The sequence below is a fragment of the Microbulbifer sp. CAU 1566 genome, assembly GCF_023156515.1.
In the GTDB taxonomy this organism is placed as follows: domain Bacteria; phylum Pseudomonadota; class Gammaproteobacteria; order Pseudomonadales; family Cellvibrionaceae; genus Microbulbifer.
Genome location: NZ_JALNMG010000005.1, coordinates 12,912 through 32,965, shown reverse-complemented (window position 1 = coordinate 32,965; position 20,054 = coordinate 12,912). Strand labels below are relative to the sequence as shown.

Annotated in this window: 19 protein-coding genes; 13 read left to right on the top strand and 6 right to left on the bottom strand. The window is 58.1% G+C overall.

The features are described from left to right. Nucleotides 1-343: 343 nt before the first annotated feature. Nucleotides 344-1,813: a leucyl aminopeptidase gene (locus tag M0G74_RS13075; RefSeq protein ID WP_248217785.1), complete on the bottom strand. Its 1,470-nt coding sequence runs from the start codon at nt 1,811-1,813 to the stop codon at nt 344-346. Between the two features lie 453 nt (nt 1,814-2,266). Here M0G74_RS13075 and lptF point away from each other — a divergent pair, with 453 nt between their 5' ends. After that, a complete protein-coding gene (lptF, locus tag M0G74_RS13070) occupies nt 2,267-3,427 on the top strand; it encodes an LPS export ABC transporter permease LptF (RefSeq protein WP_248217776.1) in 1,161 nt (386 codons plus the stop codon). Then, nucleotides 3,414-4,475 carry an LPS export ABC transporter permease LptG gene (gene lptG / locus M0G74_RS13065; protein WP_248217774.1) on the top strand — a complete coding sequence of 354 codons (1,062 nt, stop codon included), beginning with the start codon at nt 3,414-3,416 and terminating at the stop codon, nt 4,473-4,475. The genes lptF and lptG overlap by 14 nt, the downstream gene beginning before the upstream one ends. Nucleotides 4,476-4,512: 37 nt before the next feature. Here lptG and M0G74_RS13060 read toward each other — a convergent pair whose 3' ends face one another. Together M0G74_RS13060 and M0G74_RS13055 are read right to left on the bottom strand one after the other, a co-directional pair. Beyond that, nucleotides 4,513-5,019: an RDD family protein gene (locus tag M0G74_RS13060; RefSeq protein WP_248217772.1), complete on the bottom strand. Its 507-nt coding sequence runs from the start codon at nt 5,017-5,019 to the stop codon at nt 4,513-4,515. A gap of 142 nt (nt 5,020-5,161) precedes the next feature. Beyond that, nucleotides 5,162-5,695 (bottom strand): hypothetical protein, encoded by a 534-nt coding sequence (locus M0G74_RS13055; protein ID WP_236250414.1) that lies wholly within the window; start codon nt 5,693-5,695, stop codon nt 5,162-5,164. A 517-nt stretch (nt 5,696-6,212) separates the two neighbouring features. Here M0G74_RS13055 and M0G74_RS13050 point away from each other — a divergent pair. The 5 genes from M0G74_RS13050 (at nt 6,213) to M0G74_RS13030 (ending at nt 12,558) form a co-directional block, all read left to right on the top strand. After that, nucleotides 6,213-8,957, top strand: a complete 2,745-nt coding sequence (locus tag M0G74_RS13050; RefSeq protein ID WP_248217764.1) for a family 20 glycosylhydrolase — start codon at nt 6,213-6,215, stop codon at nt 8,955-8,957. A gap of 208 nt (nt 8,958-9,165) precedes the next feature. Beyond that, entirely contained in the window at nt 9,166-10,794 is a 1,629-nt protein-coding gene (locus tag M0G74_RS13045; protein ID WP_248217756.1) for a GMC family oxidoreductase N-terminal domain-containing protein, read from the top strand. Further along, on the top strand, nt 10,791-11,603 hold the full coding sequence (rlmA, locus tag M0G74_RS13040; RefSeq protein WP_348983714.1) for a 23S rRNA (guanine(745)-N(1))-methyltransferase: 813 nt from the start codon (nt 10,791-10,793) through the stop codon (nt 11,601-11,603). The genes M0G74_RS13045 and rlmA overlap by 4 nt, the downstream gene beginning before the upstream one ends. Nucleotides 11,604-11,684: 81 nt before the next feature. After that, a complete protein-coding gene (gene tadA, locus M0G74_RS13035) occupies nt 11,685-12,119 on the top strand; it encodes a tRNA adenosine(34) deaminase TadA (protein WP_248217747.1) in 435 nt (144 codons plus the stop codon). A 1-nt stretch (nt 12,120) separates the two neighbouring features. Further along, nucleotides 12,121-12,558: a potassium channel family protein gene (locus M0G74_RS13030; protein ID WP_248217738.1), complete on the top strand. Its 438-nt coding sequence runs from the start codon at nt 12,121-12,123 to the stop codon at nt 12,556-12,558. A gap of 43 nt (nt 12,559-12,601) precedes the next feature. Here M0G74_RS13030 and M0G74_RS13025 read toward each other — a convergent pair whose 3' ends face one another. Continuing rightward, on the bottom strand, nt 12,602-13,216 hold the full coding sequence (locus M0G74_RS13025) for an NADPH-dependent FMN reductase (protein ID WP_248217735.1): 615 nt from the start codon (nt 13,214-13,216) through the stop codon (nt 12,602-12,604). A 230-nt stretch (nt 13,217-13,446) separates the two neighbouring features. Here M0G74_RS13025 and M0G74_RS13020 point away from each other — a divergent pair, with 230 nt between their 5' ends. The 4 genes from M0G74_RS13020 to M0G74_RS13005 all read left to right on the top strand — a co-directional run bounded on the left by M0G74_RS13020 (nt 13,447) and on the right by M0G74_RS13005 (nt 17,270). Further along, nucleotides 13,447-14,349: a LysR family transcriptional regulator gene (locus M0G74_RS13020; RefSeq protein ID WP_248217728.1), complete on the top strand. Its 903-nt coding sequence runs from the start codon at nt 13,447-13,449 to the stop codon at nt 14,347-14,349. 67 nt (nt 14,350-14,416) lie between these two features. Continuing rightward, on the top strand, nt 14,417-15,814 hold the full coding sequence (locus tag M0G74_RS13015; protein WP_248217727.1) for a hypothetical protein: 1,398 nt from the start codon (nt 14,417-14,419) through the stop codon (nt 15,812-15,814). 23 nt (nt 15,815-15,837) lie between these two features. After that, nucleotides 15,838-16,893, top strand: coding sequence for a prolyl oligopeptidase family serine peptidase (locus tag M0G74_RS13010; RefSeq protein ID WP_248217725.1), 1,056 nt, complete (start codon nt 15,838-15,840; stop codon nt 16,891-16,893). After that, nucleotides 16,890-17,270, top strand: coding sequence for an MmcQ/YjbR family DNA-binding protein (locus tag M0G74_RS13005; RefSeq protein WP_248217719.1), 381 nt, complete (start codon nt 16,890-16,892; stop codon nt 17,268-17,270). Before M0G74_RS13010 ends, M0G74_RS13005 begins: the two co-directional genes overlap by 4 nt. 30 nt (nt 17,271-17,300) lie before the next feature. On the opposite strand, the gene M0G74_RS13000 is transcribed toward M0G74_RS13005, so the two are convergent. Next, nucleotides 17,301-18,047 (bottom strand): hypothetical protein, encoded by a 747-nt coding sequence (locus M0G74_RS13000; protein ID WP_248217717.1) that lies wholly within the window; start codon nt 18,045-18,047, stop codon nt 17,301-17,303. 220 nt (nt 18,048-18,267) lie between these two features. On the opposite strand from M0G74_RS13000, the gene trxA reads away from it, so the two are divergent. Continuing rightward, nucleotides 18,268-19,122, top strand: coding sequence for a thioredoxin (trxA, locus tag M0G74_RS12995; protein WP_248217714.1), 855 nt, complete (start codon nt 18,268-18,270; stop codon nt 19,120-19,122). 16 nt (nt 19,123-19,138) lie between these two features. Further along, nucleotides 19,139-19,456, top strand: coding sequence for a YqfO family protein (locus M0G74_RS12990; RefSeq protein ID WP_248217712.1), 318 nt, complete (start codon nt 19,139-19,141; stop codon nt 19,454-19,456). Between the two features lie 24 nt (nt 19,457-19,480). On the opposite strand, the gene M0G74_RS12985 is transcribed toward M0G74_RS12990, so the two are convergent. Further along, nucleotides 19,481-20,017, bottom strand: coding sequence for an NUDIX hydrolase (locus tag M0G74_RS12985; RefSeq protein WP_248217710.1), 537 nt, complete (start codon nt 20,015-20,017; stop codon nt 19,481-19,483). Between the last annotated feature and the right edge of the window lie 37 nt (nt 20,018-20,054).

Sequence of the window (20,054 nt, the reverse complement as noted above, 5' to 3'; positions counted from 1 at the left end):
GTTCATTAGTTTGTGGTTTCGAGGTGACATATTTTCTGCGAAGGCGGAGTTGCCGGGGGCGGTTTGCGAGACCGTCTGCGGCCAGGACGGCCGCAGCCGAGCCCCCATGGATGGGTTTACGGCGTGTCTCGCAAACCGCCCCCGGCAGCTTCGCCGCCACGGTCCCGGTTCGGTGCTTTGAATCTAGTCCGGTGGCGCCCCTACAGCCGGTGGCCGTTCGCCGGACACGCCGTGAACCCATCCATGGGGGCTCTTCCGCGAGGTCCCTCTCGCGGAAGGTCCTGCGAACGGCCACCGACTGCAGGGGCTTCGCATCGGGTAATCTACTTCGTAGATGAAGTGGTTATTTTTTGTTCAGAATGTATTGCAGCAGCAGCGGTACCGGGCGTCCGGTTGCACCTTTGGCGGCGCCGGACTTCCACGCACTGCCAGCGATATCCAGGTGCGCCCAGTTGTAGTCTTCGGCGAAGCGCGCCAGGAAGCAGGCGGCGGTGACGGAGCCGGCTTCGCGGCCGCCGATATTCTGTAGGTCGGCGAAGTTGGAGTTCAGCATCGGCTGGTACTCATCCCACAGCGGCATGCGCCAGGCGCGGTCGCCGGTGGTTTCGCCAGCACTGATCAGTTCTTCCGCCAGCTTGTCCTGGTTGGCGTAAAGGCCAGTGGCGTGGTGGCCGAGGGCGATTACGCAGGCGCCGGTGAGGGTGGCGATGTCGATGACCACGCTGGGCTTGAACTTGCCGGCCCAGGTGAGGGCATCGCAGAGCACCAGGCGGCCTTCGGCGTCGGTATTCAGGATCTCGATGGTCTTGCCAGACATGGAGGTGACGATGTCGCCTGGCTTACTGGCGCGGCCGCTGGGCATGTTTTCCGCTGCGGCAACTACGCCGACAACGTTTACCGGTGCGTTCATCTCCACCAGGGCATTCATCACTCCGAATACACTGGCGGCGCCACACATGTCGAATTTCATTTCATCCATCTGCATACCGGGCTTGAGGCTGATGCCGCCGGTATCGAAGGTAATGCCCTTGCCCACGAGGACGATGGGCTTCTGGCCCGCTTTGCCGCCCTTGTAGTTCATGGCGATCATTGCCGCCGGCTCATCACTGCCCTTGGCGACGCTCATAAAGGCGCCCATGCCGAGAGATTCCATTTTTTTGTTGTCGAGCACGGTAGTGGTCAGCTTGGTATGTTTTTTCGCCAGCGCCTTGGCTTCTGCCACCAGATAGCTCGGGGTACAGATATTGCCAGGGAGGTTGCCGAGTTCACGGGCAACGTTGCTGCCGAGGCCCTGGGCGCTGCCGATATCGACGCCCTTCTGCACTTCTTTCAGCTGCTTCTTGTCGCTGGCATGCACAGTGAATTTCGCCAGCGGGTAGGGCTTGGCTTCACTGAGGCATCGGGTGAATTTGTAGGCGGCGAGACCGGCGGCCAGTGCCAGTTGGTTGGCCTGCCAGTTGGCGTCGGCATCGCTGACGGAAACTTCGGCAAGGTAGCTGGTGGCTTCTTTCTGGGCGGTTACGGCTTTGGCGCTGGCATCGGCGAGTTTGCGGAACTCCGCCTTGCTGATCGGGGTTTTGCCAGAGCGCACCAGCAGGGCGCGCTCGGCGCCGCCTTCCAGAAGCGGCACCATCAGGGTGCTGCCCGCCGCGCTGCCGAGGTCGCCGCGCTTGAGCAATTTGGCCAGGCTGCCGTTGCTCGCCTTGTCGAGGGCATTGCCGCTGTCGGTAAAGCGGTTTTTGTTGTCGACGGCGATGATGGCGCAGGCAGTGCGCTGTTTGCTGATGTCGGTGACCTTGGCGGTAAACTGCATGTAATGGTTCCTTGATGTTCTTTTAGCGATGCTCTTATAGCGAGTAAGCCCCGGCGGCTGATTGTTCACCGCAGTCGACACTGGGCTGTGTCGCTTCGGTAGTGCTTTGGTGCTGCCGTTGTGGTTCTGCCGTTTCGGCTTCCCGACCCCGGACCCTTGAGCAAAACTGCGTTTGGGGAGGGGGAGTATTGAATATCCGAGTACTAAAATGGGCAATACTCAGGGTAGACAATTCCCAGTGCAGGCAAAACGGGGCGATCAAATTGGCCTGAAGGATTACAGGCCGAGACATCGCCGGGCTTTTTGGTGATAATGCGCCGCACAAGTTTAACCCGAGAAGGATCGGATTGCTTGATTGGGTGTCTTATCCTGACACCGCCCGATGGCAATATTCGGGATCTCGATTTTCATCCGCCATTTCTACCTATAGCAATCTGGGAAGCTGGCCGTTCTGTGATTATTTTCCGCTACCTCTGCCGCGAACTGCTGGGAGCAACCCTGGCTGTCAGTGCTGTGCTGTTGCTAATGGTGATGAGCGGCCGCTTTGTGAAGTATCTTGCCGAGGCAGCGGCGGGCGACCTCTCGGCGGGCATCCTGTTTGCGCTGATGGGTTACCGCTTGCCGGGGTTCCTCGAGCTGGTGATTCCCCTTGGTTTTTTTGTCGGTGTTTTGCTGGCCTACGGGCGCCTGTACATCGAAAGTGAAATGACGGTGTTGCACGCCTGTGGTTTCAGTGAGCGTCAGCTGTTGCGCTATACCCTGATACCGGCGTTGCTGGTCGCCGCGTTTGTAGCGGCGATGAGCCTGTACCTGACCCCCACCGGTATCGAGCGCACTTCCCACCTGCTGACCGCAGACAAGACCCGTAACGAGTTCGATCACCTGGTGCCGAAGAAATTTGTGTCCACCAAGGGCGACCGGGCGGTGTATTACGCCGACGGGCTGAGCGACGACAAGTCCATGATGCACAATGTGTTTCTGGCGGAGCTGGGAAATTCCCGTGGCGAGACGGAGACCGACCACCAGATTGTTACCGTAGCCCGGGAAGGGGTACAGCAGATCGACCCGGAAACGGGCCTGCGTTACCTTGTATTGCGCGACGGTTATCGCTACGAAGGTGTTCCCGGACAGAGTGACTACCGGCAGATGGCCTTTTCCAGCTACGAGGTGCTGCTTGACGTTCCACGCCTGCGCACCAAGGCCAGTGAGCAGCTGCAGTCCATGTCCACCGCGGAACTGTGGCGGAGTGAAGACCCGCGCGAACGGGTGAACCTGCACTGGCGCCTTTCTCTGCCAGTACTGGTCCTCGTCGTTGCGATTCTGGCGGTTCCTCTCAGCCGCACCAATCCTCGCCAGGGGCGCTACGCCAAGATGATTCCCGCAGTACTGCTTTACATCGTTTACCTGGTGGCATTGCAAGGGGTGCGCGGCGCCATTGAAGACGGCAAAATCGAACAGGCCTGGGCTATTTGGCTGGTGCACCCGCCGTTCCTGATTCTGGGGCTGCTTTTGCTGGGTGGCCGCGATAAAAAGCCGCGCAAGAGGACTAAGACGCCGACTTCCGGTCGTGGAAATGGTAGTGGAAATGGAGGTGCTACCGATGTCGCTGCTTGATCGGTATATCGCGCGCACCGTCACTCTGGCAATCCTCGCCGTGCTACTGGTGATCCTGGGGCTGGATATCATCTTCGCTGTTGTCGATGAGCTCGGCGATTTGGGGGGCGACTACAAGCTCTCCAATTTGCTCGAATATGTGATGTGGACCTTGCCCGATCGGGTGTACAACCAGCTGGGCTTTTCGGCGCTGGTGGGTTGCATGGTCGGACTGGGAACCCTGGCGGGTACCAGTGAGCTGACGGTGATGCGAGCCTCCGGTATCTCCATTGCGCGCATTGCCTGGGCGGTGATGAAGCCGGTGTTAGCGCTGATTGTTGCGGGAATGCTGTTGGCGGAGCTGGTGATACCGGTGACAAACCAGACCGCTGAAAGCCGCAAGGCAATTGCGCAGGGCGAGCTGGAAAACTCAGGGTTGGAGCAGGGGCTCTGGTTTTTTGAGGACGGAGAGTTTGTGCACTTCAATGCCGCACTGCCCGGCGGTACTCTGTTTGGGATAACCCGGTATCGATTTGATGAGAACCGCCAGCTACAGCAGGTGGAGTTCTCCGAACGCGCGCACTTCAGTGACGGTCGGTGGGAGTTACAGAACAGCCGCCAGACCCGGTTAACCCCGGAGCGGGCGACTAGCAGCCAAGCCGAGCGCTCACAGTGGAACTCCGATATGTCGCCGGACCTGTTTTCTCTGGTGGTACCGGTGCCGTCCGACCTGTCGCCGCGCAACCTTTGGTCTTATGGCCGCTTCCTCGACCGCAAGGGCGAAGATTCGGCACGTTACTGGCTGGCGTTCTGGAAGAAGGTATTGCAGCCGTTGACCATTGCCGGTCTGGTGATGATGGCGCTGTCGTTTATTTTCGGCCCCCTGCGCGAGGTGACGACCGGATTGCGGGTGTTTACTGGAGTGATCGTGGGGATCGTATTCCAGACGATGCAGGATATGCTCGGGCCGTCTTCCATGGTGTTCGGTTTCCCGCCCTTTGTCGCGGTAATCGTGCCTATCCTTGCCAGCTTCCTGCTTGGCTGGCTGCTGTTGAAGCGGGCGCGTTAAGCGCCGCCCGCTTCAAACATCCCTTTAATGGTCGCCTTCAGAGCTTTTTAGCTTTCTTTTTCTTCGGCAGCTGCCTTACTTCCGAGTCTGAAGCGAGATCGTGCCAGCTGGCGCGGTCGGCGCGCAAATACCCCCAAAAGAATCCCAGCCCCAGGCAAGCCAATGACACCGGGCCCACCAGGGCGCGTATAAAGCACTGGTACCAGCTCAATTGCACACCGTTACGGTTTGCCACCATCAGTCGCCAGGCGCGCATACCAATGGTCTGCCCGGCAACCCGCCAGGACCAGAAAAAATAGCCAGCGGTCACCAGAAGAAGCCCCAGCTGATACAGGGGGCCGCCAACACAGGGGGTGTAGTCGATATGCTCGGGTTGGCATTGCAGGCCGCCAAAGGTAGAGACCAGCAACATGGCGAGAAAGCCATACACCATCCAGAGCCCGGCAATGATCAGCGCGTCATAGATGAGAGACAGTAGCCGTGGCAAGACGCCGGCGTAGGGGAGATGATCGAACTGCTTGGGGGTGTTAACTGTGTCGGACACGGGAATCTCCGCCGTTGAAAATGGCGGAGATTCTAGCAAATCTGGGGAGGGGGCTGCGCGACTATGGTTTGCAGAGATTTGCAGAGGTTTGCAGACTGCTGCGAAAAGTACGGCGAAAAGAGATTACCGCGCGCCCAGGGGCTCAGAATTCGTATTCGAAGGAGATCTTGAACTTGTCATCCGACAGGCGGACATCGTAGTCCAGGGCGCTGCTAAAGCTCCCCTGGCTGTTGGTGTAACGCAGCAGGGGGTGCTGTTTGCTGCGCTTGTGTTGCGCCATGTAGGTTTTGAATCCCATTTTCAGGATTTCATTCACCGCGCGACCGCCGGTCACATTCTCTGAGCTTTCGGGTCTGGTGTGCAGCTCCAGCCACTGGTGGTTCAGCCGGCGCTGGATCATTCCCATCGAGTTATTGCGCAGGTTTTCTGCTGAGTCGTACAGGGCCTGGTTGTCCATGCCGAAGGCGCTATCGATGAAAAACGCGTTGTCGGCCTGGAGGTTGAGGGCACTGGTGGAATCCGGGATGAAAAGATCGTCGGCGCATACCAGGGAGGAGAGGGGGAGCAGCAATATGCCAAACACGACCGGAAGCTTACCAGTCAGGCAGTTACTGAAACGGAACCGAAGACTACAAACTTCCATTTTTCCACCCCGGGGCATTTTTACTTGGCTCATGTGGTTACTGAACAACCACTGAATTTATTATGGCTCACCGCGCTTAAAGCGTTATATCTCACAAATCGTGCCATTTATCCAATCCGGGTTGCGAATGCGGGCGATTTGTCAGTCATATCTGTGCGGGGCCCGCCATTGCTGGGTGTTTAGAGTTTTGCCCATTTTCCGGGGCCTGCGGAGAGGTTTCCGCCAATGTTTTTTAAGATCAAAACCCTTAGTTAATCAAATTTCTTATAAAAACTTAGTCTATTGACCTGTAATCCAGATCGGGGAAGTGGGCCGCCAGCCTGTGCGCGGAGGAAATTTATTGTGACTACGGCTTAAGTTTTGGTCGCGATTCGCGGTCGGGGTCCTTGGAGGCCTGCAGGGAAATTCCGGGTATAGGGTGACTCTACGGGCTGTATTATTGACAGCGTTGTCTTTTTCGCTATGGTGGTGATCTCCCCGTCGCTGGATACGGGGGTGAAAGCATAAGAAACCAAAACATTCATAAAGCATCCATTAATAGAGAAGATCCATGAAACGGCTTCCCTTCTTTGCCAGCCTGGCACTGTCGGCTTTCATTGCCTCCTGCGCTGATTCCGAGTCCCCAAACAAGACTTCCTCCATCGACGCTTCGGTGGCTGCGCGCATTGCGGCCAATTTCGATGTCACTCAGGAAGTTCTTACCAACTTCCAGGGGGCCGATGAGGCACTGCGTGCCGAGTGTAAGAAGGTGGGTGGCAGCGCTGCAGCCTGTTTTACCTATCGCATCAGCCTGATCAACAAAGGCCCGGCGGTGGCTGCCGGGGAGCGGGACTGGACACTCTATTTCCACTCGGTGCGCCGTTCGCTGGCACTGTTGAACAGTGATGCTTTCACCCTGGAACGGGTCAATGGCGACCTGCACCGGCTGGTTCCCACCGAGAAGTTTGATGGTATTGCCGCCGGGGAGACTCTGGAGCTGGATTTGCTGGCTGAGAGCTGGGTGCAATTCGAGTCGGACTTCCAGCCGCGCCTGTTTGTGGTTGGCGCCGACGGCGAGGCCCAGGTTATCGCCTCGACGGATACTGACGACCTGAAAGACATAGTGCTGCCGATCAATAAGAACAGTCCGGATAACTGGAAACGGGCTGCGGATGACGGCAACACGCTGGCTACCGCTGCCAGCCGTTACCAGCAGTTTACCGCCGATGCGGAAATGCTTGCCAAAACCTCCACAGTGGGTGACTCGGAAGCGTGGCGTGGCCGGATTATTCCCAAGCCGGCGTCGGTTGCACTCCCGGAAGGGGCTGCAGTGCACCTCGAACACGGCATATCGCTGGTGGCAGAGGGGGTGGATGAGAACACGATCGAAGCTCTGAACCAGCGCCTGGCGCAGCTCGAGTTGCTGCCGCAGGGCGACGCGGCCTATCCGTTGCAGCTGGCGGTGGTGCCCGACGCGTTTAACGACAAACCTGCAGGCGCCTACCGCCTTGAGGTAGGACCGGAGGGTGCCCAAGTTACTGCGGCAGAAGCCAGCGGTGCCTTCTATGGCGTACAGTCCCTGCTGGCCCTGGTGGACCTCCGCAGCAACAGCCTGCCCCAGGCGTTGGTGGAAGATGCGCCACGTTTCCCCCACCGCGGGTTTTTCCTCGACGTGGGCCGCAACTTCCACAGCAAGGACGTGGTGCTGAAGCTGCTGGATCAGATGGCGGCCTACAAACTCAACCGGTTCCATTTCCATCTCTCGGACGACGAGGGCTGGCGCCTGGAAATCCCCGGGCTGCCGGAACTGACCGATATCGGCAGCCAGCGCTGCTTTGATCTGGAAGAAAATCGCTGTCTGTTGCCGCAATTGGGTTCTGGCCCCAAGGCGGATAATTTCGGTAGTGGTTACTTCAGCGTCGACGACTATGTGGAAATCTTGCGCTACGCCGCCGCGCGACACATTGAAGTGGTGCCGGAATTCGATATGCCCGCCCACGCCCGCTCTGCGGTGGTGGCCATGGAAGCGCGCTATCGCAAGCTGAAGGATTCTGATCCGGCTGCCGCGGAGGCTTACCGCCTGATCGATCCGCAGGACGATACCCAGTATCTGTCGGTACAGTTCTACGACGACAGCTATATCAACCCCTGTGTAGATTCGACCTACCACTTTGTTGGCAAGCTGATCCGCGAAGTAAAAGCCATGCACGATACCGCCGGCCACCCGCTGAAAAGCTGGCACTTTGGCGGTGACGAGGCGGTGAACATTCTCGCTTCGGATTCGTTCGAGGTGGGCCCCGGCCAGAATCCGGAGAAAGGGGATGTGGTTGCGGACAAACGCAACAAGCCGTGGACCAATTCACCCCAGTGCCAGAAGCTGATTGCCGATGGCGAGGTGAAATCCATTGATGAACTGGGTGAACTCTACGCCAAGCGCGTGAGCCAGATGGTGGCCGATGCCGGTATTCCCACCATGGCGGCCTGGAACGATGGGGTGAAGAAAATTGAAAGCGCCGAGGAAGAGCTGGCCACCGAGCACAACTATGTGAACTCCTGGGCGCCACTTTTCTGGGGTGGTGGTGACGAGAGTGCGCATTTCGCGGAAACCGGGTTTGACCTGGTGCAGTCCCACTCGGACTACCTCTACTTCGATATGCCGCAGGAAGTGGATCCGAAAGAGCGTGGCTATTACTGGGCGTCCCGCTACACCGATACCCGCAAGACCTTCAGCTACGCGCCGTTGAATACCGCGCAGTTGGCTGAGGTTTACCCGAACCGCGATGGCAAAAGCTGGACCGCTACCTCACCGGAGGCAGAGTTCGCCGGCAGTGTGCGCGGTATCCAGGGACAGCTGTGGAGTGAGGTGGTGCGCACTGATGAAGCGGTGGAGTATCAGGTGTTCCCGCGCCTGCTGGCATTGGCGGAGCGCGCCTGGCATCAGGCCTCCTGGGAGCTGCCGCTCAAGGCGGGGCAGACATTCTCCGGGGAAACCACCTTCGTCGACCAGCACGCGCTGGCTCGCGATTGGTTGGACTTCTCCGCTGCCCTGGGCAACAAAGAGTTGTTGAAACTGGATCGCGCTGGCATTGGCTACCGGGTACCGGTGCCAGGTGCGGTAGCGCAAAGTGAAGGTATCCAGACCGCGCTGCCTTACCCTGGGCTGCAGCTGGAGTATTTTGATGGTGCGCAGTGGGCACCCTTCACCGACGACGTCGCGCCGGAATCCGTTGTGTCACTGCGAGCTCGCAGCGCCGATGGCCAGCGCGCCGGTCGCGCAGTGGAAATCGCGCCGGCCGGAGTATTGGGCGCCAGATAATCGGCTGATGGACGAAGGGGCGGTTACGCCGCCCCTTATTTGTTTTTCCCCGCCAAATCCCTCTTCTTTCCCATCCTTACCGACTGCATTATTTCTCATTTACCGCTTTCCTCTCCGCCGTTCCCATCACTTCAGCGGAATCGCCGCGCCATGCGGGTCTACAATAGCTGGGTCAATCACTAACACATAAATTAAAGAAGTGAAGCGCATGGCTAGAAGCATGGTATTCGACTATGTGATCGTCGGCGGGGGTTCTGCGGGGTGTGTACTCGCTAACCGTCTGAGTGAAGACGAGCAAAACCGGGTTTGCCTTTTGGAATCCGGCCCATCTGATCACAACCTCCTGATTCAGATGCCTGCGGGTATCGGTTATCTGGTTCCGGGCAAACGCTTCAACCTGCATCACTACACCGAACCGCAAGCCCAGCTGTGCAATCGCCGCCTGTTCTGGCCGCGGGGCCGTGTGCTGGGTGGTAGTAGCGCCATCAATGCCATGATCTATACCCGGGGCAACCCGGGGGATTACGACGCCTGGGAGCAGGCCGGCAATCCCGGTTGGGGTTGGTCAGACATGCTGCCCTATTTCCTGTTGGCGGAGGGAAATCAGCGTGGCAGTGATGCTTATCACAGCGGCTATGGCCCGCTGGCGATTTCTGATCTCAAGTGGAAATCGACGGCGGGGCGGGCCTTTGTGCGCGCGGCCCAGGACGCAGGCCACCGCCTGAACAATGACTTTAACGGCTACCAGCAAAACGGCGTGGGTTTCTATCAGGTGACCCAGAAGCGCGGTCGCCGATGCTCGTCCGCCACCGCTTACCTGTACCCGGTAAAAAACCGCCCTAACCTGAGTATCTATACCCGCTGCCAGGTGGCGGGCCTGGAATTCAAGGGCGACAGAGTGTGCGCGGTAACCCTGTTGAACGGTCGCCGTATCGTGGCCAATAAAGAAGTGATTTTGTGCGCGGGAGCGATTCAATCCCCGCAACTGTTGATGCTTTCCGGGATTGGGCCCGAGGATGAACTGAAAAAGCTGGGTATCCTTCCCCAGTGCCACCTGCCCGGGGTCGGGCAGAACCTGCAGGATCATCTGGATATTACCCAGGTGGTGGAGACCAATGGCTGTGTCGGTTTCAATAACGGGTTCTGGCCCAAATTGAAAACCGCCATGCACCTGCCGGAGTACCTGTTGCTCAACCGGGGTATGCTCACCAACAATATTGCCGAGGCCGGAGGATTTGCCAGCTCGAGTAAGGCCGGGGAGCATCCGGATATTCAGTTTCATCTGAGTGCGGCGCCGCTGTTCAGTCACGGGCAGGATAAAAGGCCGGGTAATGGATATTCCCTGCACGCTTGTGCGCTCAGGCCCCTGAGTCGGGGGCATATTCGACTTGCCTCTCGCGACCCCAGCGCAGCGCCGCTGATTCAGCCTAATTACCTGGAGGCAGCGGACGATCTTCAGGTGATGGTGGAAGCCTTCGAAATGGCCCGGGAAATCATTGCGCAGTCAGAGTTGCAAACACTGCACAAGCGCTGGTGGAACCCCGGCGAATGTTTGACACAGCGGGATGCTATCGCCAATTTTATTCGTCAGCAGGCCGAGTCGATCTATCACCCCGTGGGTACCTGCAAAATGGGCGCAGATGAAAACGCGGTTGTCGATCACGAGTTGCGCGTGCGTGGTGTTGATGGACTGAGGGTGGTGGATGCCTCCATAATGCCGACCCTCATCAGTGGCAATACCAATGCGCCGGTTATTGCCATCGCCGAAAAAGCCGCAGAAATGATTTTGAAAAAAACGGCGGCTCACAGACAACAGGAAATCAGCGAAAACGCATGATCTGGCAATGCCCCCATTGCAAACAGTCCCTTGAATTGCACAACAGAAGCTGGCGTTGTGCCAGTGGCCACAGTTTTGACTGTGCAAAAGAAGGCTACGTAAACCTGCTGCCGGTGCAGCAGAAGCGCAGCCGTGAGCCGGGTGATTCCGCGGAAATGCTCAATGCTCGCCGCAACTTTCTGGAGGCGGGACATTACCAGCCACTGGCGGAAGCCATTGGTGCCCTGCTGGCGAACCTGGGAAATAGTCACGCGGTATTGTTGGATGTGGGCTGTGGTGAAGGCTATTACAGTCGCGCTCTTCAAGCCTATGGTTGGCGTCAACAGCAGATCTGCGGGATCGATATTGCCAAGGCTGGCGTGCGTCTGGCATCAAAAAAGCAGAAAGCTGCACATTTTGCCGTGGCCAGCAGTTACCACCTGCCAGTGGCCGATGGCAGTGTCGATGCCATTTTGCGCGTCTTCGCACCAGGCCCTGTCGAAGAGCTGGTGCGCGTACTGAAACCGGGTGGCGTGTTGCTGGATGTCTCTCCTGGTCCAGAGCACCTCTGGAGCCTTAAAAGCCGACTGTATGAAAGCCCCCAGCTGCACGAGGCGCCGGCGCCGCTGGCAGGCCTGGATCCGGATGTGGAATTGCGCTGCGGCTTTCCGCTGAAAATCGCCGGGCAGCCGCTGATCAAGGATTTTCTTTCAATGACGCCGTTTGCCTGGAAAGGGCGCAGTGAGGCACGCGAGTCTTTGGAACAGCTGGATCGACTGATACTGGAAGCCGATTTTCTGTTGCGCCGCTTGCGTAAACCCAGTGAATAATGTGTGCCAAGCGGAACACGGGATCAAAGCAGTAACTTCAATCGAGCAGGAAGGTTAACCTTGGCCACACCACGGGATTTTATGTACATGCAAAGGGCACTGGAGCTGGCGTCGCAGGCCGCTGCGCTGGGAGAAGTGCCGGTAGGTGCTGTGGTGGTGTTGGACGGGGAGATCATTGGTGAGGGTTTCAATCAGCCGATTACGGCGTCCGACCCCAGTGCCCACGCAGAGGTCGTTGCCCTGCGCGCAGCAGCCAGTCATCAGGAAAATTACCGCCTGCCCGGTGCCACACTGTATGTCACCATTGAGCCCTGCACCATGTGTTTCGGAACCCTGATTCACGCGCGTATTGCGCGCCTGGTTTACGGCGCGGCCGAACCCCGTGCGGGGGTAGTGGCGAGCCAGCTGCAGTTGCCCGAGAAAACATTTTTCAACCACCGGGTACAGGTTGAAGGTGGCGTTCTGCAGGAGCAAGCGGGTACTCTGGTCAAGGAATTCTTTCAAAAGCGTCGCTGATATGCTGCTTGCCTTCCTGATTAATGCCGCTCTGGTGTCGTTTGCCGTCGTGATCCATCACGAGGTGCTCAACAGCCTGTTTTTTCTCGGCCACAAACTCAAGCTGCGCCGCAATTTTGGTGTGCTGATTGGTGTTTTCGGTGCACTGGTGGGACATGTGCTGGAGATCTGGATGTTCGCGGTGGGTTACTACTTTATGTACAACTCGCCATTTTTTGGCACGCTCACCGGCAACTTCAACGGCACGCTGATCGATTGTGTGTACTTCTCCTTCACTACCTATACATCGCTGGGTTTTGGTGATGTAGAGCCTCATGGCGAGCTGCGTTTCACTGCGGGCCTGGAGGCGCTGACTGGATTGGTGTTGATTACCTGGACGGCGTCCTTCCTCTTTTTGAAAATGCAGCGGTACTGGAAGCGCTACGAGGAACAGGGCTGAAGATCCGCCGCCCCTCTTCGCTAGCGCTTCCTCCGTGGTCCGTTTATGCCTGAATTGTTGTTGTCGGAATCGCTGCAATCGTCTGCTGCACCAGGTCGCGTAATTGCGCGGTCGCCATCTCGTCGACCAGTTTCCCGTGCTCATCAAAGATGTTCATCGAGCTGGGCACTGCCAGCATGGTAGGGCTTATCCAGGTACCCAGTGGCTGCAGTATGTCCCGCAGGTGATTGAGGCCACGCATGCCGCCAAGGCCGCCGGGTGAGGTGGCGAACAGCGCCGCGCGGCGGCCGGCGAAGAGCTCTGCGCGCGCAAACTGCCCGTCCGGGCGGGAAACCCAGTCGATCATGTTTTTCAGTACGGCCGTTACCGAGCCATTGTATTCCGGGCTTGCGATCAGCAGGCCATCGGCCGTCGCAAACAGGTCTTTTAATGCCCGTGCATTGTCCGGGATACCGGCCGCTTCCAGGTCCTCGTCAAACAGGGGTAGGGGATAGTCACGCAAATTGACTTCAACCACTTCCGCACCCGCATCACGGGCCAGCTGTGCGGCACTGGCAGCCAGTTGGCGGTTGTAGGAGTCTTTGCGCAGGCTACCGGCAAGCGCCAGCAGACGCGGTTTGCGTTGGTCGTTGGTTACGTCGGTGGTTGCAGTGCTCATGGGGAACCCTCTTTATCTGGTTCCGGGCCCGCCTGCTAAAGGGCTGGACGCCGGGGATTACTTCAATGGCAGGGATTCTGGCCGATTCGCGGAAGAACATAAATGCACTGTGCGCAATGCTACTGTGCGTATTTGCACAGAAGGTGTTATTCGTCTAGCCTGCCTGAGATCAGTGGGGAGCCCGAATAGCGACCACGGAACGGAAATCAGGCACCATCCGAGGAATTGGCGTGGCGGTTAAAGACTGGAACAACCTGCACTATGCGCTGGCGGTGGCCCGGGCGGGTACCCTGTCGGGAGCGGCGTTGGAGCTGGAGGTATCGCACACCACGGTACTCAGGCGCATCGACACTCTGGAAAAGGCGCTGAAAACCCGCCTTTTCCACCGTCATGCCCGCGGTTACATTCCCACGGAAGCCGGCCGCATGCTGATGAGTGCCGCGGAAAACATGCAGGATCAGCTGGATCAATTGGTCGGTCGGGTACAGGGGGTGGACGAGGAACTCCGCGGAACTCTCATCATTACCACGGTCAATAACCTTATTCCGCAGCTGATGCCAATCGTGCGCGGATTTCAGCAGCGCTATCCACAGGTGCGTCTGCAGATAGTGGCTGATCGGCGCCACCTGCGCTTGGAGCACGGTGAGGCGCATATAGGCATTCGCCCTGGCGCCCGCCCCACGGCACCAGATTATGTGGTGCAGTTGGGCGCCAGCCTGCAGCATAGTCTCTACGCGTCGAAAGACTATGTGCGGGAATGTGGACCGCTGGAAAGCCTCGAAAACATTGAGGGGCACCGGTTTGCCAGTGCCATCGAAGAAATGGCCTTTGTGCCATTTATCGATTGGATAGCGCGTAGTGTGCCCGACGAACAGGTAGTGTTCCGCTGCAATGAGTTCGGGCCCTTTGCAGATGCGGCTTTGCAAGGTGTGGGGCTGGCGCCTTTGCATTGCTGGGGCGCCGCCAGCAATCCAGGGTTGCTCCAGATGCTGCCGCCACCGGAGTCCTGGCGGATAGACCTGTGGCTGATTACGCACCGGGATATGCACCGGACACGCAAGGTGCAGCTGTTTTTGCAGTGGATCAAGCAGGAACTGTCGAAGCTGCCTCCGGAAATTGCACTGGTGCCCTGAGCCCTGGGCTTTCAGGCGCTAGACTCGCTACACAAACAGACAACTCAATCTCAGGATAAGGCTTACCGTGATTCAATCATTTTCTCGTCAAACGCTACCTCTGTTGCTGCTCATGTTGCTGTTCTCTCTCCTCGCCCTTACCGCCTGCGACAACCGGCAGTCCCCGGCGGAAAAGCGTGAATCGACGGCATCGGCGCAGCCCACGGCGAATGGCCAGCAAGCTGCGCCCGCGGAGGGCCTGCATAGCCTGGATATGGATCAGCTGGCGCAAGACTATGTGCGACTTGTGCTGACCCTGGGCAATCACGACAGAAGTTACGTGGATGCCTACTATGGGCCCGCCGAGTGGAAAGATGCAGCGGTGCAGGATCCTGCGACGGCGGCAGAATTGGCCAGCCGCGCGGAACAGTTACTGGCGCGCCTGCCGCAACAGGTAAAGCCGGCATCGGACCTGGAAACCCTGCGTGCCCACTACCTCAAAACCCAGTTGCGGGCGGTGGTTTACCATGCGCATCACCTGGCTGATGCCAGCTTCCGCGACTTTGACCGCGAGGCACTGGCGCTATACGACACGGCACCACCGATACAAGAGTACAGTGAATTTGAGCCGGTACTGGCGGAGTTGGAACAGCTGTTGCCAGGGGAGGAGCCACTGTACCTGCGGGTGAAAGCCTTTCAGGATCAATTCGAAATTCCCGCCGATAAAATGGCCGCGGTTTTTGACGCAGCCATCAAAGGTTGCCGGGAAAGAACCAAAGCCCATGTGCAGTTGCCCGCCAATGAAAACTTCGTGCTGGAGTATGTCCAGGACAAACCCTGGAGCGGTTACAACTGGTATCAGGGTAATGCCCAGAGCCTGATCCAGATCAACACCGAGCTCCCCATCCATATTGACCGCGCGATTGATCTCGGCTGCCACGAAGGTTACCCGGGGCATCACACCTACAACGCTTTGCTGGAACAAACCCTGGTGAAAGACCAGGGGTGGGTGGAATACAGTGTTTACCCATTGTTCAGTCCGCAGTCGCTGATCGCAGAGGGCAGTGCAAACTACGGTATTGATCTCGCCTTCCCGGGAGAAAAGCGGCTGGCGTTTGAAAAAGAAGTGCTCTATCCCCTGGCGGGTCTGGATCCCCAGCAGGCAGAAAAGTATGACCAGGTACTGGCGCTGAAAGGCAAACTCAGTTTTGCCGAAAATGTGGTCGCCCGCCAGTATATCAATGGCGACATTGACCGCGAAAAAGCCGTAGAACACTTTCAGCAATACGCCGTGATGAGCCCCGAAAAGGCCCGGCAGCGAGTGCGCTTTGTGGATACCTACGGTGCCTATGTGATCAATTACAACTGGGGCAAGCAGTTGGTGAAAGAGTACGTGGAGCAGGGCGAGGATTCAGAAGACGCACACTGGCAACGCTTTTCCAAACTGCTGTCTTCACCGCGTCTGCCGTCGTCACTGAACTGGTAATCTTTTGCGTGTGGGGCAAAGCCATGTGTCCGACAAAGTTTTTCGTGGTGCTACTGGCGATGCTGCCAGCCTTGATGACACCCGGCGTGAATTGGGCCGAGGAAACTGGTAACGGGCCCTCGCCGCTGATCAAGAACGCGGAGAGCTGCTGGAGCGACGACTACGCCAGTTATGCCGAGTGGACGTCACTGATGGCAAGCAGAATTGCCGCGCGCAATTTACCAGAGAAAAAAGCCGAAAAAGCACTGGCAGGATTTCAGCGCACTTTTCCGGAAAAGACGTACGAATATTTCCGCACAAGGATTCGCTGCGAACATTTCACTTACTCCGTCGATGGTATCGATGTTCTTGGCTACCTGATCCGACCTGCGAATACTCAGGGCAGGTTACCGGTTGTGGTCTACAACCGCGGCGGCAATGGCGACTTTGGCGCCGTTACCTTTACCAGCATGATGCGCAACCTGTTTCCGCTCGCGGATCAGGGGTTTATCGTCATCGGCAGCCAGTATCGCGGTACCTTCGCCAAGGCGGGGGCAGCAGATGTGAGAGCGGCGAGGGATGAGTTTGGGGGCAGCGATATCCATGATGTTCGCCAGTTGTTCGACCTTATCCCCGATATTCAGGGCGCCGATGTAGAAAGAGTCGGTATGTGGGGACACAGTCGCGGTGGAATTCAGACCTTCATGACCGCGCGAACCGGCGTACCCGCCAGGGCACTGGTCGTGGCTGCGGGCGTCGCGGACCTGGCCGCAGGATTGGAAGAGCGCCCGGATATGGAAACAGTATTCCGCAACAGAATACCCGGGTACGACGACGATAAAGTGGCAGCGCTGCAGCGTCGCTCGGTACTCTACTGGGCGGAATCTCTCAACCGGGAGGTCCCGATCCTGCTGATACACGGCAGCGCAGATGATCGGGTTTCCGTTGAGCAGTCCCGCAAGCTGGATCAGCGCCTGGAAACCCTGGGATTCAAACACCGCCTGGTGGAGTTCGAGGGCGACGGCCATAGCTTCAACAAAAATCGCCAGGCCTATATCCAGGCAGTGGCAGACTGGTTTCATCAACATTTAGCCCCATGAACTATTCCAGCGCGCGCAGCTATTTGCTTACTCGTCCCGAAACCGTTGAGGACTTCCCCTTCGGTCCCGATGTGGCGGTGTTCAAAATCAAGGGAAAAATGTTCGCTACCCTGGCAACTCAGGATGGTTTGGCTCGCACCAACCTGAAGTGTGACCCCGATGAAGCCCAGGCCCTGCGGGATATATTTTCCGGGGTTTTACCCGGTTACCACATGAACAAGAAACACTGGAACACAGTGCTGCTGGATGGCAGTGTGCCGGATCATGAAATCGAGCGGATGATGGACCGGTCTTACGGCCTGGTCGTCAAAGGCCTGCGCAAAATTGAGCGGCAGGCGCTTGAACTCTCGTACGGGAAGGAAGATATTTATCGGTAAGGTCAGTCCGGCAAGGTCAGTCCGGTGAGATTAGTCGGACAAGGCCAGTATGTTTTTCCCCTGAATATAGGCGAGCGCGCGTAATACCTGCTCCTGTAAACTCTGGCTGGCAGTTGCGAGATTTTCGACAAACTGTGCTTCCGACGTGCCGGGGCCGTCCAGCAGGTTGGTAATCGATTTGATGGCCACAAATGGGGTGCCTTTCAACATGCACACCCAGGCTACAGCCGCGGCTTCCATTTCCTTGGCGACGGCGCCAAACGTCTCAATCACGTCAATATCCCGCGGATGCTTCTGTAGCGAGCTGCCAGAAGACACAATGCCGGTGGGCAGGCCCAAGTCGGCTGCCATGCGCCGCACATTCAACGCGGGGTAGTGCCCGATAGAAGATTGATCAAATCCTGGAAGGGGCACCACGCGATCATGGAATACAAAGCGATCATCGCTCAGGTACACAGTGCCGATTTCTGCCCCTCTTGCGGCAAAGCCGCCGGCAGTGCCGGCACTGATCACCAGGTCGGGCGAGAAACAGTCTATGGTGGTGTAGCTCATCAAGGTGGCCGCGACCGGGCCGATGTTCTCCACCTGGAAGCGCGGGTCCTGGCCACTCACGGTAAGCGACAATTGCAGATCCCCCGCCGAGCCAGAATAGGTGACAAACGGCAGGTCACCATCGTGTAGCGCCGAATCCCTGGCAAGGCCGAGTGCGGCGATGACAGGGGCGGCCTCTTCCTCCATGGCGAACAGCAGGGAAACTTTGTGAATGGGATTGGACATGGTCAGTTCCGGGCGAGAGGTTGTGGGCATAGGGTTGTGGGCATGGAGTTGCGGGTTCTGGCGGCAGTTTACCTTTTACCCTCGGCGCCAGGCGATTTTCGAGCCGTCGGGCTGCGATCGGCGCTGAATCCGGTATCATAGCGCGCTAAATTTGCCCGATCACTGGCCGCCATGGCCAAATGTGGCGGTGCAGGCAAAGTTGCCCAATTCAGGAGTTAAAGTGGAAGAATTCATTGTTGACGTAACCGCCCAGAACGCCCAGCAGGTGCTGATCGAGGAATCCATGAAGCGCCCGGTGGTGGTGGATGTGTGGGCGGATTGGTGTGAGCCCTGCAAGCAGCTGATGCCGGTTCTGGAAAAGCTCGCCAATGAATACGCCGGCCAGTTCCTGCTGGCAAAACTGAATGCGGATACCGAGCAGGCGCTCGCCGGCCAGCTGGGCGTACGTAGCCTGCCGACGGTTATGTTGCTGAAAGACGGCCAGCCGGTGGACGGTTTTGCCGGCGCCCAGCCGGAAAAGCAGATCCGCGAGATGCTGGACAAGTACCTGCCCAAGTCCTGGGACCTACAGCTGCAGCAGGCGCAGAAACTGATTGGCGAAGACCAACTGGACGAGGCGCTGCCGCTGTTGCGTCAGGCCTACGGGGATTCCGGTGAGCGCGCGGATATCGCCAAGCAGTACGCGGCGGTGCTGTTGGAAAAGAATCGCGCAAAGGATGCCGAAGAGGTACTGGGCAAGATTCTGATGGCGGATCAGGATGCCGATTACCAGCAGCTGATGGCGCAGCTGGAGCTGAAACTGCAGGCGGCCGACTCCCCGGAAATCAAGGCGCTGCAACAGGCGCTGGCGGAAAACCCGGACGACCAGGAGTCAGCCTACAAACTGGCGGTACAGCTGAGCCAGGCCGATCGTCACGAAGAGGCGTTGGAGATTTTGCTGGGTCTGCTGCGCAAAGATATGGGTTTTGCCGAAGGTGCTGCCAAGCAGGCCTACCTCGATATCGTCAAGGCACTGGGCGCCGGTGACCCGGTCGCCACCACCTACCAGCGCAAGCTGATGACCCTGTTATTTTGAAGTTCGTGATCTGACGATGTACAAACTTTGCGTCTATATTCCCGAGTCGCACCTGGAGCCGGTCAAGCAGGCATTGTTCGCTGCCGGCGCTGGGCGAATCGGCGACTACGACAGTTGCTGTTGGCAGGTGTTGGGGATGGGTCAGTTCCGCCCGCTGGACGGCAGTCAGCCGTTTATCGGGCAGACGGGGCAGGTGGAGCAGGTTGCGGAATACCGGGTGGAAACCGTGTGTGCCGACGAGGTGGTGGACGCGGTCCTCGCCGCCATGCGCAGCGCCCACCCCTACGAAGAACCCGCCTTCGACCTGTGGCGGCTGGATGATCGCTGCGCTTAGGGATCCTTTCCCGTGTAATTCAGATCAGAGCTTCCGCTCGATCACTCCTCGGTGCAGGCCATAAACGCCTTTCTCCCGATCGCTGAAATAGTGCTTCAGTGTCTGGGTCATTACCGGAAAGGCCATCTCCTCCCAGGGGATGTCTTTCTCGTCAAATAGCTCCACTTCCAGAGACTCCGGGCCGGGGCCGAAATTGGTGTCGGTGAGTTCGCCGCGATAGATCAGGTATACCTGATTGATATGCGGGATGTCGAAGACCGAAAACAGCTCGTCGACGCGGATATTGGCCCGCGCTTCTTCCCAGGATTCCCGCAGGGCACCCTGTTCACTGCTTTCCCCATTTTCCATAAAGCCCGCCGGCAGGGTCCAGAGCCCGTGGCGCGGCTCAATGGCACGCTTGCACAGCAGCACCTGGTCGCCCAGATAAGGCAATACACCGACGATTACCCGTGGATTGACATAGTGAATGGCGCCGCAATCCCGGCACAGATGGCGGGGGCGGTCATCCCCGGCGGGGATCTCGAATACGACGGAGTGGCCACAGTGGCTGCAAAATTTCATGGCGCAAGTATACCCGCGGAAGGGGTGAGCGCCAGTC

Bases quoted from the DNA above. Each gene is read 5' to 3' on its own strand.
- M0G74_RS13075 (WP_248217785.1), bottom strand. From the start codon at position 1,813: ATGCAGTTTACCGCCAAGGTCACCGACATCAGCAAACAGCGCACTGCC.
- lptG (WP_248217774.1), top strand. From the start codon at position 3,414: ATGTCGCTGCTTGATCGGTATATCGCGCGCACCGTCACTCTGGCAATC.
- M0G74_RS13055 (WP_236250414.1), bottom strand. From the start codon at position 5,695: ATGAGCCAAGTAAAAATGCCCCGGGGTGGAAAAATGGAAGTTTGTAGT.
- M0G74_RS13050 (WP_248217764.1), top strand. From the start codon at position 6,213: ATGAAACGGCTTCCCTTCTTTGCCAGCCTGGCACTGTCGGCTTTCATT.
- M0G74_RS13045 (WP_248217756.1), top strand. From the start codon at position 9,166: ATGGCTAGAAGCATGGTATTCGACTATGTGATCGTCGGCGGGGGTTCT.
- rlmA (WP_348983714.1), top strand. From the start codon at position 10,791: ATGATCTGGCAATGCCCCCATTGCAAACAGTCCCTTGAATTGCACAAC.
- tadA (WP_248217747.1), top strand. From the start codon at position 11,685: ATGTACATGCAAAGGGCACTGGAGCTGGCGTCGCAGGCCGCTGCGCTG.
- M0G74_RS13030 (WP_248217738.1), top strand. From the start codon at position 12,121: ATGCTGCTTGCCTTCCTGATTAATGCCGCTCTGGTGTCGTTTGCCGTC.
- M0G74_RS13025 (WP_248217735.1), bottom strand. From the start codon at position 13,216: ATGAGCACTGCAACCACCGACGTAACCAACGACCAACGCAAACCGCGT.
- M0G74_RS13010 (WP_248217725.1), top strand. From the start codon at position 15,838: ATGTGTCCGACAAAGTTTTTCGTGGTGCTACTGGCGATGCTGCCAGCC.
- M0G74_RS13005 (WP_248217719.1), top strand. From the start codon at position 16,890: ATGAACTATTCCAGCGCGCGCAGCTATTTGCTTACTCGTCCCGAAACC.
- M0G74_RS13000 (WP_248217717.1), bottom strand. From the start codon at position 18,047: ATGTCCAATCCCATTCACAAAGTTTCCCTGCTGTTCGCCATGGAGGAA.
- M0G74_RS12990 (WP_248217712.1), top strand. From the start codon at position 19,139: ATGTACAAACTTTGCGTCTATATTCCCGAGTCGCACCTGGAGCCGGTC.
- M0G74_RS12985 (WP_248217710.1), bottom strand. From the start codon at position 20,017: ATGAAATTTTGCAGCCACTGTGGCCACTCCGTCGTATTCGAGATCCCC.